We start from the raw sequence: 12,200 nt of genomic DNA, 5'->3' as shown, positions 1-12,200 counted from the left end.
TGGGCGGGGCGAACGAGCACGGGGAGAGGACCAGGCATGCTCGAGGACGAGGTCGACAAGGCGCTGGTACGCGCCCTGCAGAGCGACGGGCGGGCGACGCTGGCGTCGCTCGCCGGCGTGACGGGGCTGTCGCAGTCCGCCGTGCAGGCGCGGGTGCGCAAGCTCGAGGCGCGCCAGGTGATCACGGGCTACCGCGCCGTCGTCGACCCCGAGGCGGTGGGCCTGCCGATCGCGGCGTACGTCGAGATCACGCCGCTGGACCAGTCGCAGGCCGACGACGCCCCCGAGCGGCTGCGCGACGTGCCCGGCATCGAGGCGTGCTGGTCGGTGGCCGGGAACGCGAACTACATGCTGCTGGTGCGGGTGCCAGCGCCCAGCGACCTCGAGGACCTGCTGGGCGTGATCCGCCGCGAGGCGGGCGTCTCCACGCGGTCGACGATCGTGCTGCGCACCTACTTCGAGGGCCGACCTCTCGCGAGCTGACGGAGGTTATTCCGGGCAAACCCTGGTTCGACCGAAAGTTCTCCCCTACGGTCGGGGTATGACCGAGACAATCTCTCAGCGCACGGCCCCCAGCGTCGGTGGCTCGATCGAGGCCACCGCCGTCCTCGAGTCGCTGCGCGAGCACCTGCTCGTGGACGGCTTCGACCTCGTCCTCGACCTGGAGCGCTCGCACGGATCGACGCTCGTCGACGCCCGCGACGGCCGCGAGTGGACCGACCTGTTCACGTTCTTCGCCTCCAACCCCCTGGGCATGAACCACCCCGCCCTGTTCCGCGACCCGATGTTCCGCGAGGAGCTCACCCGCGCGGCGATCAACAAGCCGTCCAACTCCGACGTCTACACCGTCGAGCTGGCCCGCTTCGTCGACGCCTTCGCCCGCGTCCTCGGCGACCCCGCCCTGCCCCACCTCTTCTTCGTCGACGGCGGCGCCCTCGCCGTCGAGAACGCGCTCAAGGTCGCCTTCGACTGGAAGTCGCGGCACAACGAGGCGCACGGCCGCTCGCCCGAGCTCGGCACCCGGGTGCTGCACCTGCGCGACGCGTTCCACGGCCGCTCCGGCTACACCATGTCGCTCACCAACACCGAGCCCGGCAAGGTCGCCCGCTTCCCCAAGTTCGACTGGCCGCGCATCACCACCCCCTACCCGGGGCACGACGCCGACGGCACCCTGCGCGACGTCGAGGCGCTCGAGGCCCGCGCCCTCGCCGAGGCGCGCGCCGCCTTCGAGGCCCACCCGCACGACATCGCCTGCTTCGTCGCCGAGCCGATCCAGGGGGAGGGCGGCGACCACCACCTGCGCGCCGAGTTCCTCCAGGCCATGCAGGCGCTGTGCCACGAGCACGACGCCCTGTTCGTGCTCGACGAGGTGCAGACCGGCGTCGGCATGACCGGCACCGCCTGGGCCTACCAGCAGCTCGGCGTGCAGCCCGACGTCGTCGCCTTCGGCAAGAAGGCCCAGGTGTGCGGCGTCATGGCCGGCGGCCGCGTCGACGAGATCGACGACAACGTCTTCCACGTGTCGTCGCGCATCAACTCCACCTGGGGCGGCAACCTCGTCGACATGGTGCGCTCGCGCCGCATCCTCGAGGTGATCGAGGCCGAGGACCTCGTCGGTCGCGCCGCCCGCGTCGGCGCCGGCCTGCTCGCCCGCCTCGAGACGCTCGCCGCCGCCCACCCCGGCGTCGTCACCGACCCCCGCGGTCGCGGCCTCATGTGCGCCGTCTCCCTCCCGTCGCGGCAGGTGCGCGACGCCGTCGTCGCCGGCCTGCACGACGAGGGTTTCCTCATCCTCGGCTGCGGCGAGCGCTCCGTGCGGTTCCGCCCCGCGCTCACCGTCGACGAGTCCGTGCTGGACGACGCCGTCTCCGCCCTCGACCGGGTGCTCGGCAAGGTCGGCTGACCAGCGCGGCAGTTCGGGTTCAGGTCGGCAGTCCGGACTGCCGACCTGAACCCGAACTGCCGTAGGGAATGGGCCGGTGACGCGGCGGGAGGGGGAGGAGCGGGTCGATGCGGGAGGCGCGGCGGACGTCGGGCGGGAACCTCGCGAGCAGCCGGTCGGCGACGCCGTCCGGGTCGCGGGCGTCGCGAGCGACGAACCGCAGCGGGCGGACGCCGAGGCGTTCGGTGACCGCGTCTTCGCGTACCTTCTCGTCGAAGAGTGCCTGCTCGGCGTCGTAGCCCGCGCCGAAGGCACCGTCCCGGTACTTGAGCCGCCCGTCGAACTCGGCGAGAACGCGGTGCTCGGGCCAGGCAAGGTCGACGTAGAAGCGCCCGGCATGGGTGTCCACCTCGAACTGGGTGCGTGGCCGCGGGAGACCGAGCCGCAGGGCCACGTACCGCAGCCACGTCTCCCAGGGCGGCGTGGCTCCGCGATCGGCCAGGGCGAGGACCAGCCGGCCGCGTGCCGCGCCGTGGCGTCGTGGACCGGCGCGCAGCTCGGCAGCGGCCTCGTCCCTGGCGAGGCCGTGCGCCAGGGCCCAGTCCGCGACGACCAGCCCTTCGAGGGGATGCAGGCTGGTCACGCAGTCGACGACGGTGCGGCAGAGGTCGGTGACAGGGAGCCCGCGCAGGTCGACCCGGCGCTCCGGCAGCCCGCGGTGTCGCGCGACGTCCCGCGCCGAGCGCGAGCTGGCACCGGACCGCTGGAGCACGTGGACCCGCGACGGCGCCCGCCACAGCGGCACACCCCACAGCAGTGCCGCACTCTCGTGGCTGAACACGTGCTCGGAGACCAGCTGGCGGTGGACGGCGGTGATGCGGTCCCGGGCGAGGTCCGCAGGGCCTCGATCCGCGCCACCTCGTCGCAGGTACGCGCCTCGGCGGATGCGGTCGATCTCACCGGACGCGTGGGCACGACGCAGAGTGGCGGGATCGTGCTGGCGCGCGATCAGGATCCGCGCATCGTCGGTTGTCATGTCGCGCACCGTGCCTCGTCGGAGACACGCGCGGCGGCGAGCGGCGTCAGGCTGTGGGTCCGCGCGGTCTGGGGGCAGGGTCCGCGCGGCAGTCTCCTCTCGGCGCGGCAGTTCAACCTGCCGACCGGGACCGGAACTGCCGCCGGGGCGGGGTCGCGCGACACGCGGTCGATCGTTACTGATCCTTAACAGTGATTTTCACCACGGGAGGCCATGATGGCGATATGTTCCACGGCAGCGTCGTCGTGGGCCCGTGGAGTCGGGCTGCGACGGCGAGCACGACGACGTGAACACACGCATGGCAACGGCGCCTAGAGCGACCACGACGTGGGGAGAAGCCGGTGACGATGGGGCGAAGGGCTGCAGTGGCAGCCACGGCGACAGCGGTGGCGCTGGTGCTGGCGAGCTGTTCCGGCGGGGGCGGGAACGACGAGGGCGACGGCGACGGCGGTGGGGGGAGCGACGCGGACGCGACGCTGCACCTCTCGCTGACCCAGGACGTCGAGACGCTGCTGCCGATGGACTCGAACGTCGGGGACAACATCTCCGTGCTCGACGTCGTGTACGACGGGCTGGTCCGGTACGACCCGAAGACGACGGAGCCGTACAACTACGTCGCCGACAGCATCGAGAGCGACGACAACACGGTCTGGACGATCAAGATCAAGCCGGACCTGACGTTCCAGAACGGCGAGGCCGTCGACGCGGAGGCGTTCGCCCGGGCCTGGAACTACGCGGCCTACGGCCCGAACGCGATGGCGAACAACTACTTCTTCGAGCGCATCGCCGGCTACGACGACATGCAGGGCGAGACGGACGACGACGGCAACGTCACGAAGGAGCCGGCCGCCGACACGCTGTCCGGCCTGAAGGTCGTGGACCCGCAGACGCTCGAGGTCACGCTGACCAGCCCGTTCGCCGGCTTCTCGACGATGCTCGGCTACACCGGCTTCTTCCCGATCGCGCAGGCGTGCCTCGACGACATCGACGCGTGCGCCGTGCAGCCGATCGGCAACGGACCGTTCGAGGTCGAGAAGTGGGACCAGGGCGTGAACCTCACCGCGAAGCGGTGGGACGACTACACGCTGGAGGAGACCCCGAAGTACGGCGCCATCGAGTGGACCGAGTACACGGGTGAGGACAACTGGCCGGACTTCCAGGCCGGCAACCTCGACTTCGCCACCCCGCCGCCCGCGGAGACCGCGGCCGCCGCGAACGACCCCGACCTGCAGGAGCGGTACATCGAGGGCCCGGGCGCCGCGCTCACCTACCTCGGCTTCCCCCTGTACAAGGACGGGCCGTGGAAGAACGTCGAGTTCCGCCAGGCGATCTCGCAGGCGATCGACCGCCAGGGCATCATCGACGCCCTGCTGCCGGGTCAGCGGATCCCGGCCGACAGCTGGGTCGTGCCGGACGTCGTGCCGGGCGGCACCGGCGGCACCTGCGAGTTCTGCACCTTCGACCCGGACGCGGCCAAGGCGGCGCTCGCGAAGGCGGGCGGCTGGCCCGACGGCGAGAAGCTGACGATCCACCTGGGCCAGGACGAGACGGAGCAGGCCCTGTTCAAGGCGGTCGGCGACTCCATCCAGGAGACGCTCGGCATCCCGTACGAGCTGGACCCCACGGAGGACTACTTCGCCCGCCGCTCGGCGCGCGACTTCTCCGGCCCGTTCCGCGCCAACTGGTTCCCGGACTACCCGCTGAACGAGAACTACCTGGCCCCGGTGTACGCCAGCGGCGACGCCAAGAACGGCAACGTGGAGTTCGGCTACTACAGCGCGGACTTCGAGGCGGCCATCAAGGCCGGCGACGAGGCCCCCACGCTCGACGACGCGGTCACCAAGTACCAGGAGGCGGAGAAGATCCTCGCCTCCGACTTCCCGACCGTCCCCCTGTTCGTGGCCCAGAACACCACGTACTACAGCGAGAACGTCTCGAACGTCATCCTCGACCCGTTCAGCGGCGAGCCCAAGCTCCGCCTCCTCGAGGTGACGAACGGCTGACAGCTCCGATCGACCCTCCCGGTGGCCGCGGCCCAGGTCACCGGCCACCGGGAGGCAGCAAGAGCGTGGCGGGGGTTGTGGTGTCGCGAGGCTGGTCGGGCCTGGCGGGAGCCGAGCGAGGAACGAGCGAGGCGGATGGCGCGCCTCGCGACACCACAACCCCCGCCACGCGAACCCCCGGCACGGAAAGAAAGTGAATGGGCCGCTACATCCTCCGCCGCACCCTCCTGGGCGTGGCCACCCTGCTGCTCGTGATGTTCGTGCTGCACCTGCTCACGACGTTCGCGATCCAGCTCAACGGCAATCCCGCGCTGGCGTTCTTCGGCGACCACGTGCCGACGAAGTCGCAGCTCGCGGCGGTGGAGGCGCGCTACGGCCTCGACGACCCCTGCTACGACCAGCCGGGCAACCCGTGCCTCGGCCCGTTCGTGGAGCGGCTGGGCTCGTACGCGCAGGGTGACTTCGGTACCAACCTGCGCGGCCGCGAGGTCACGGACATCGTGGCGACGGCGGCGCCGAACACGCTGAAGCTGTTCCTCATCGTGACGATCGTGTGGTTCGTGCTCGGCATGGGCCTGGGCACGGTGGCGGCGCGCTGGCGGGGCCGGGCGTCGGACCACGGGATCCGGCTGACGTCGGTGCTGATCGACGCGTTCCCGATCTTCGTCCTGCTGCTGGTGTACCGGTACGTGTTCGCGGTGCCGCTGAACGGCTGGGCCAAGGACACGTTCGGCGCGAGCAGCCTGCCGGCGCTGTGGTTCCGGCCGTCGTTCGACGACGACCATCCGTGGGCGACGCTGCTGGTGCCCGGCATCCTGCTGGGTCTGGCGGGGTCGGCGGCGTTCATCCGCCTGGTGCGGGCGAGCCAGCTGGAGTCGTACGCGGGCGACCACGTCCGCACGGCGCGCTCCCGGGGACTCAACGAGCGGCACGTGGTGGTGCACCACGTGATGCGGAACTCGGCGGTGCCGGTCGTGACGGCGGTGGGGCTGACCTTCACGGAGGCGCTCGCGGGCGCCGTCATCACCGAGGGGATGATGAACATCTACGGCATGGGCGGCGTGCTGTGGCAGGCCGTGCGCGGCGCGGACGTCTCCCTCGTCCTCGGCGTGGTGACGATCCTCGCCGCGGTGACGGTGGTCGTGATGCTGGTGGTCGACGTCGCCTACGCCGCCCTGGACCCGAGGATCCGTTATGCCTGAGCCCACTGCTGCCACCGCGACCCCGGACGCGCCGGGGGTGGACGTCTCCGCGTCGCTGGGCGGGGACGCCTGGCGCCGGCTGCGTCGTCGCCCCGACGTCGTCGTGTCGGCGCTGGTCGTCGTCTTCTTCGCCGTGATGGCGGCGTTCCCGACCTTGTTCACGAGCACGAACCCGCAGCGCTGCCTCATCGGCGACTCGAAGATCCGGCCCCAGGGCGTCGGGGCCGAGCACCCGCTCGGCACGGACGTGCACGGCTGCGACATGCTGGCGCAGCTGGTGCACGGGGCCCGCCCGTCGCTGCTGCTGGCGTTCGTGGTGGTGGGCGTGTCGGTGGTCATCGGCGTCGTGCTCGGCCTGCTCGCCGGGTACTACCTGGGCTGGGTCGACACGGTCGTGTCCCGCACGATCGAGGTGTTCCTCGTGATCCCGCTGCTGCTGGCGGCGCTGCTCATGCTGTCCCTGTTCCGGAACGTGCACGTGGGCGGCGGGGCGTTCGACGTCATCCTGCTCCCGGCGGTCGTGCTGACGATGTTCGGCTGGATGGGGTATGCCAGATATGTGCGGGCGAGCGTGCTGGAGGCGAAGAACCTGGACTACGTGACGGCGGCCCGCGCACTGGGCGCGTCGGACCTGCGCGTCATGGTGCGGCACGTGCTGCCCAACGCGATCGGCCCGGTGACGGCGCTGGTGCCGACGGCGATCGCGGGGGTGATCAGCGCGGAGGCCGTGCTGGCGTTCCTCGGCATCGGCGTCCGGCCCCCGGCGATCAGCTGGGGGATCATGATCACGAACGGCGCGGAGTGGGTGACCGGCGGGTACCCGTACCTGCTCCTCATCCCGCTGGGGTGCCTGATCCTCACGGTGCTGGCGCTCGTCGTGCTCGGCGACGCGCTGCGCGACGCCCTCGACCCGAGGCTCCGGTGAACGACATGACGGAGAGCATCACGGACACGACGACGGACGACTCGGCGGTCGCGACGACGGCGCCCCGGGAGGCGGGGGCGGCCCTGCTCGAGGTGGAGGACCTGGCGGTCGAGTTCCGCTCCGACGACGGCTCGGTGCGCGCCGTCGACGGCCTCAGCTACCGGGTGGACGCCGGTCGCACCCTGGCGCTGGTGGGGGAGTCGGGCTGCGGCAAGTCGGTGAGCTCGCTGGCCGTGATGGGCCTGCTGCCGCCGACGGCCCGCGTCGTGCGCGGGTCGGCCCGTTACCGGGGCACGGACCTGCTGGCGCTGTCGCCGACCCAGCACCGCGGGCACAACGGCACGCACGTCGCGATGGTGTTCCAGGACGCGCTCGCGGCGCTCAACCCCGTGCACACCGTGGGCTACCAGCTCGCGGAGTCGCTGCGGGCCCGCACGGGGAGCTCGAAGCGGGAGGCGCGTCGCCGGGCGGTGGAGCTGCTCGACCTCGTGAAGGTGCCGAACGCCGTGCAGCGCGTGGACGAGTACCCGCACCAGTTCTCGGGCGGCATGCGGCAGCGCGTGATGATCGCGTCGGCCCTCGCCCTCGACCCGGACGTGCTCATCGCGGACGAGCCGACGACGGCCCTCGACGTCACCGTGCAGGCGCAGGTGCTGCGCCTGCTCGCGGAGATCCAGGCGGAGCGGCAGATGGGCCTGGTGCTCATCACGCACGACCTGGGCGTGGTGGCGGGCGTCGCCGACGACGTCACCGTGATGTACGCCGGGCGCGCGGTGGAGCACGCGCCCGTGCGCGACCTGTACGCCGCCCCGGCGCACCCGTACACGCGCGCGCTGCTGCGCTCGGTGCCCCGGCTGGAGGCCGGCGGCGACCGGTCGGTCGGCGGGCGGCTGCCCGTGGTGCCGGGCCGCCCGCCCGCGCCCGGCAAGGTCCCGCCGGGCTGCCCGTTCCACCCGCGCTGCGACATGGTCCGCGACGTGTGCCGCACCGACGTGCCGCAGCTCGACGACGTCGCCCCCGGGCGGTCGTCGGCCTGCCACTTCGCCACCGAGCTCCTGGGAGGCGTTCGTGCCTGAGCCCGTCCCCGCGGTCCCCGCGACCGATGCCCCCGACGTCGTGCTCGAGGTGCGCGACCTGGCCAAGTCGTACCCGGTGCGCCAGGGCGTCGTCCTCAAGCGGACCACCGGCCACGTGCAGGCGGTGGACGGCGTGTCCCTCACGCTGCGGCGCGGCCGCACCCTGGGCCTGGTGGGGGAGTCCGGGTCCGGCAAGTCCACGCTGGCCCGCGTGCTCGTGGGCATCGAGAAGCCGACGCGCGGACAGGTGCTGGTCGACGGCGAGGACGTGTCGCAGATGTCGCGCGCGGCCCGCCGCGAGCTGCGCCGGTCCGTCCAGATGGTGTTCCAGGACCCGTACACGTCGCTCAACCCGCGCATGTCCGTGGGCGAGATCGTGGCCGAGCCGTTCCGCATCCACCGCGACGCGGTCCCGCGGGGCGGGCGGCGGCGCGCCGTCGCCGAGCTGCTGGAGCTGGTGGGCCTCGACCCCGACCACGTGCACCGCTACCCGCACCAGTTCTCCGGCGGGCAGCGCCAGCGCGTCGGCATCGCGCGGGCGCTCGCCGTGAAGCCCCGCGTGCTGGTGTGCGACGAGCCCGTCTCGGCGCTCGACGTGTCCGTGCAGGGGCAGGTCATCAACCTGCTCGAGGACCTGCAGGACGAGCTGGGGCTGTCGTACCTGTTCATCGCGCACGACCTGGCCGTCGTGCAGCACATCGCCGACGAGGTCGCGGTGATGTACCTGGGCCGCGTCGTCGAGGAGGGCGACGGCCCCGCGGTGTACGGCGACGCCCACCACCCCTACACCCGCGCCCTGCTGTCCGCGGTGCCCGTGCCGGACCCGACGGCCCGGCCCGCGGACGGCGACCTGATGCTGGAGGGCGACCCGCCCTCTCCCGCCGACCCGCCGTCCGGCTGCCGCTTCCACACGCGGTGCTGGCTCGCCCGCCGGCTCGCCGCCGAGCAGGGCGTGCCCGGCGACGGGCCGGAGGCCGTCCCCGAGCGGTGCCGCACCGAGGACCCGGTGCTGGTGCCGCTCGGGCGGCGCGACGACGGCGGCGAGGGGCACGCCGCCGCGTGCCACTTCGCTCGCGAGGCCGCCGCCCGCGGCGGGCTACCGGGGGCGGCCGCCGCTCCGCGGGATCTGCTCGAGACCGTCCCCGAGAACGTGCCCGAGGACGTGCCCGAGGACGTGCCCGAGAACGTGCCCGAGATCGAGACCGTGCCCGACAGCAGGGAGCGCTGAGCCGTGCCAGACCGCCGACCGACCGTCGTCCTCGTCCAGAACTCCCCGCGCAGCGGGCCGGGTCGCCTGCCCGCCTGGCTGGAGGAGGACGGCGCCACCGCCGTCGTCGTGCAGGGTGCCGACCTCGCGGCCCGGGTCCCGGCGCTGCGCGAGGCCGGCGACGACGTGCACGGCCTCGTCCTGCTGGGCGGCGGCCTGCTGCCCGACGAGGACGAGCGCGCGCCGTGGCTGCCGCACGAGCGGGCGCTGGTGGCGGAGGCCCTGGAGGCCGGCGTGCCGGTGCTGGGCATCTGCCTCGGCGGGCAGGTGCTCGCGCACGTGGCGGGCGGCACGGTCACGGGCCGGTCGGGGGAGACGGAGAAGGGGCTGTGCCCCGTGCGCCTCCTCGAGGACGCGGCCGACGACGCGCTGCTCGGCCCCCTCGGCCCGCTGGCCGACGGCGGCGAGGTGCGGATGATCGAGAGCCACGTGGACTCGATCACCGGGCTGCCGCCGGAGGCGGTGCACCTCGCGACGAGCGACGCGTGCGGGGTGCAGGCGTTCCGCGTGGGCGAGGTCGCGTGGGGGCTGCAGTTCCACCCCGAGGCCGCGCCCGAGCGCATCGGCGCGTGGGACGCCGACGAGCTGGCGGCCCTCGGCTTCGACCGGGACGAGCTGCTCGCCGCCGGGCTCGAGCGGGCGCCCGAGAACGAGCGGCAGGCGCGTGCGCTGTCCGCCGCGTTCGCGGCCGTCGTCCGCGACCGGAGCCACGCCGCCACCGCGGAGGTGGGGCGCTGATGGTCTCCACGGGCACGCACTCCGACGGGGTCCCCGTCGTCGCCTACCAGGTGCGGCGCGCGGGCGGCGAGGTGCTCGCCGGGCGCGACGCCGACGCCCCGTTCTACGCCGCGTCCACCGTCAAGCTCGCCGTGCTGGTCGCCGCCGCGCGGGCGGTGGAGGCGGGCACCCTGACGCTGGAGCAGGAGGTCCTCAGCACCGACACGTTCCGCTCCCAGGTGCCCGGCGCCCCGGACTACCGCATCGAGCCCGACGACCTCGACCCCGACATGCCCGCGCCCGGCACCCTCGTGCCCGTGGGCCAGGTGGTCGACCGGATGATCGTCGTGTCCTCCAACGAGGCGACCAACATGGTCATCGAGCTCGTGGGGCTCGACGCCGCGAACCGCGCGCTGGCCGACGCGGGCGCCACCGGGAGCGTCGTCGGGCGCAAGTACAGCGACCTCGCCGCCGAGGCCCGCGGCGACACGCACCGCACGACGGCCGGCGACCTCGCGGCGCTCATGTCCGCCGTGGTCACCGGGCGCCTCGCGGGGCCCGAGCAGACCGCGTGGATGCTCGGGCTGCTCGCCCGCCAGACGGACCGGCAGCTCACGGCCGCCGTCCCCGAGGGCGTGCCGTTCGGGTCGAAGTCCGGCTGGGTGGACGGCATCCGGCACGACGTCGCGTTCGTCGGCGAGCCAGGGCCGGACGCCCTCGTGGTCGCGGTGTGCACGCGCGGCTACGACGAGCAGCACGCGGAGGAGGCCCTGCGGGCGCTGGGCTCCCTCGCGGTGACGCTCGCCGGCGTCCGCTAGAGCGCGAGGCGGGGGCGGGCCGACGCCGCCCACATCGCCGCCGTCATCGTCGCGAGCACGGCCGCGACGACGGCGAGGGGCGCCGTCCAGCCCTGGGACGCCTCGTGCACCGCGCCCATCACCGTGGGGGCGAGCACCGCGCACCCGTAGCCCGCCGTCTGCACGACCGCCGACGTCCGCCGCGCCACCGCGACGCCCGGGCTGCGTTGGGCCACGAGCGTGAAGATGACGGTGAAGTTGCCGCCCTGCGCGGCGCCCGCCAGGCCGACCCAGAGCCACCAGAGCCCCGGCGCGAGGAGCAGCCCCAGCGGCAGCGACAGCCACATCGCCGCCATCGCGACCGCGACGGAGCGCGCCGACAGGCCGCGCGAGAACGCCGCCGGGACGAGGAACGACCCCAGCACCGCGCAGAGCTGGAACGGGGCGGCGGCGCTGCCCGCGCCGGCCGCGGTCATGCCGAGCCGGTCGTGCAGGATCTCCGGCAGCCACGCCGTCACCGCGTAGTAGCCGAAGGCCTGCCCCGCGAAGGCCACGGACAGCAGCACGGCGAGGCGCCGCACCGAGGACCGGGTCGCCGGGTCGAGGGCGGACAGCTCCGCCCGGGCCGACGGCGGGCGGGGGCGCGGGCCGGCGCCCGTGGGTGGCGCCGCGGCCCGTCCGCGGGCCGCGAGCCGGCGGCCCGCGGGTATCCACGCGGCGAGCGCGACCACCGCGAGCACGCCCCAGCCCGCCAGCGCCCACTGCCACCCGATGGCGGTCGCGAGCGGCACGGTGAGCATGGTCGTGAACGTCGAGCCGAGGTTCATCATCGCGCTGTACGCGCCCGTCACGGCCGCGGCCCGGCGGCGGAAGTCCCGGGTGATGACCACCGGCACCGCGACGTTGCCGATCGTGATCGCGACGCCGAGCACGGCGCTGCCCGCGAGCGCGGTCGGCACCGAGCCCGCCGAGCGCAGCAGCGTCCCGGCGAGGATCCCGGCCATCGACCCCCCGAGCGCCAGCTCCGGACCCATCCGCGCCACCAGCACCGACGCGAGCGGCGTGCAGAGCGCGAAGCACAGCACCGGCACGGAGGTGAGCAGCCCCGCCCCCGTGGGGGTGAGCGCGAGGGAGGCGGCGACCTCGTCCACCACCGGCGGCAGCGACGTGATCGGGGCGCGCAGGTTGAGCGCGACGAGGAGCAGCGCCCCCAGGAGCAGACCGGCGCGCGCGCCGTCGTCCCGGGCGGAGGGGGAGGGGTAGGACGTCACGCGGCGGGCGCCCCCGTCGTCGCT

General features: G+C 73.6%; 12 protein-coding genes. 10 read left to right on the top strand and 2 right to left on the bottom strand.

The features are described from left to right. Positions 1 to 36: 36 nt before the first annotated feature. Both ACFU9A_RS17145 and lat read left to right on the top strand, forming a co-directional pair. A complete protein-coding gene (locus ACFU9A_RS17145; protein WP_430576508.1) occupies positions 37 to 483 on the top strand; it encodes an Lrp/AsnC family transcriptional regulator in 447 nt (148 codons plus the stop codon). Positions 484 to 541: 58 nt separating this feature from the next. After that, complete coding sequence (gene lat, locus ACFU9A_RS17140) at positions 542 to 1,903, top strand: L-lysine 6-transaminase (RefSeq protein ID WP_430576507.1); 1,362 nt, start codon at positions 542 to 544, stop codon at positions 1,901 to 1,903. A gap of 19 nt (positions 1,904 to 1,922) precedes the next feature. On the opposite strand, the gene ACFU9A_RS17135 is transcribed toward lat, so the two are convergent. Further along, positions 1,923 to 2,525 carry a hypothetical protein gene (locus ACFU9A_RS17135; RefSeq protein ID WP_430576506.1) on the bottom strand — a complete coding sequence of 201 codons (603 nt, stop codon included), beginning with the start codon at positions 2,523 to 2,525 and terminating at the stop codon, positions 1,923 to 1,925. A gap of 198 nt (positions 2,526 to 2,723) precedes the next feature. Between ACFU9A_RS17135 and ACFU9A_RS17130 the strand changes: the two genes are divergently transcribed. The 8 genes from ACFU9A_RS17130 (at position 2,724) to ACFU9A_RS17095 (ending at position 10,926) form a co-directional block, all read left to right on the top strand. Continuing rightward, positions 2,724 to 3,107, top strand: a complete 384-nt coding sequence (locus tag ACFU9A_RS17130) for a hypothetical protein (RefSeq protein ID WP_430576505.1) — start codon at positions 2,724 to 2,726, stop codon at positions 3,105 to 3,107. 176 nt (positions 3,108 to 3,283) lie between these two features. Then, positions 3,284 to 4,921: an ABC transporter substrate-binding protein gene (locus ACFU9A_RS17125; RefSeq protein ID WP_430576504.1), complete on the top strand. Its 1,638-nt coding sequence runs from the start codon at positions 3,284 to 3,286 to the stop codon at positions 4,919 to 4,921. Between the two features lie 197 nt (positions 4,922 to 5,118). Then, positions 5,119 to 6,123 carry an ABC transporter permease gene (locus ACFU9A_RS17120; RefSeq protein WP_430576503.1) on the top strand — a complete coding sequence of 335 codons (1,005 nt, stop codon included), beginning with the start codon at positions 5,119 to 5,121 and terminating at the stop codon, positions 6,121 to 6,123. Next, positions 6,116 to 7,048, top strand: coding sequence for an ABC transporter permease (locus tag ACFU9A_RS17115; RefSeq protein ID WP_430576502.1), 933 nt, complete (start codon positions 6,116 to 6,118; stop codon positions 7,046 to 7,048). The genes ACFU9A_RS17120 and ACFU9A_RS17115 overlap by 8 nt, the downstream gene beginning before the upstream one ends. Positions 7,049 to 7,053: 5 nt before the next feature. Beyond that, positions 7,054 to 8,124: an ABC transporter ATP-binding protein gene (locus tag ACFU9A_RS17110; RefSeq protein WP_430576501.1), complete on the top strand. Its 1,071-nt coding sequence runs from the start codon at positions 7,054 to 7,056 to the stop codon at positions 8,122 to 8,124. Next, on the top strand, positions 8,117 to 9,352 hold the full coding sequence (locus ACFU9A_RS17105; protein WP_430576500.1) for an ABC transporter ATP-binding protein: 1,236 nt from the start codon (positions 8,117 to 8,119) through the stop codon (positions 9,350 to 9,352). The genes ACFU9A_RS17110 and ACFU9A_RS17105 overlap by 8 nt, the downstream gene beginning before the upstream one ends. A 3-nt stretch (positions 9,353 to 9,355) precedes the next feature. Next, positions 9,356 to 10,129 (top strand): type 1 glutamine amidotransferase, encoded by a 774-nt coding sequence (locus tag ACFU9A_RS17100; protein WP_430576499.1) that lies wholly within the window; start codon positions 9,356 to 9,358, stop codon positions 10,127 to 10,129. Further along, entirely contained in the window at positions 10,129 to 10,926 is a 798-nt protein-coding gene (locus ACFU9A_RS17095; protein ID WP_430576498.1) for a serine hydrolase, read from the top strand. The genes ACFU9A_RS17100 and ACFU9A_RS17095 overlap by 1 nt, the downstream gene beginning before the upstream one ends. On the opposite strand, the gene ACFU9A_RS17090 is transcribed toward ACFU9A_RS17095, so the two are convergent. Then, the gene (locus ACFU9A_RS17090) at positions 10,923 to 12,176 is read right to left on the bottom strand and encodes a CynX/NimT family MFS transporter (protein ID WP_430576497.1); all 1,254 of its coding nucleotides are present in this window, start codon (positions 12,174 to 12,176) and stop codon (positions 10,923 to 10,925) included. The two genes, ACFU9A_RS17095 and ACFU9A_RS17090, sit on opposite strands and share 4 nt — an antisense overlap. Positions 12,177 to 12,200: the final 24 nt, after the last annotated feature.

The sequence above is a fragment of the Isoptericola sp. NPDC057653 genome (assembly GCF_042799955.1).
In the GTDB taxonomy this organism is placed as follows: Bacteria; Actinomycetota; Actinomycetes; order Actinomycetales; family Cellulomonadaceae; genus Isoptericola.
Note: the sequence above shows the minus strand (reverse complement) of the source record. Positions and strands in the feature narration are given on the sequence as shown.

Coding starts and splice junctions, on each gene's coding strand:
- ACFU9A_RS17095 (WP_430576498.1), top strand. CDS start 10,129: ATGGTCTCCACGGGCACGCACTCCGACGGGGTCCCCGTCGTCGCCTAC.
- ACFU9A_RS17145 (WP_430576508.1), top strand. CDS start 37: ATGCTCGAGGACGAGGTCGACAAGGCGCTGGTACGCGCCCTGCAGAGC.
- ACFU9A_RS17115 (WP_430576502.1), top strand. CDS start 6,116: ATGCCTGAGCCCACTGCTGCCACCGCGACCCCGGACGCGCCGGGGGTG.
- ACFU9A_RS17120 (WP_430576503.1), top strand. CDS start 5,119: ATGGGCCGCTACATCCTCCGCCGCACCCTCCTGGGCGTGGCCACCCTG.
- ACFU9A_RS17110 (WP_430576501.1), top strand. CDS start 7,054: ATGACGGAGAGCATCACGGACACGACGACGGACGACTCGGCGGTCGCG.
- lat (WP_430576507.1), top strand. CDS start 542: ATGACCGAGACAATCTCTCAGCGCACGGCCCCCAGCGTCGGTGGCTCG.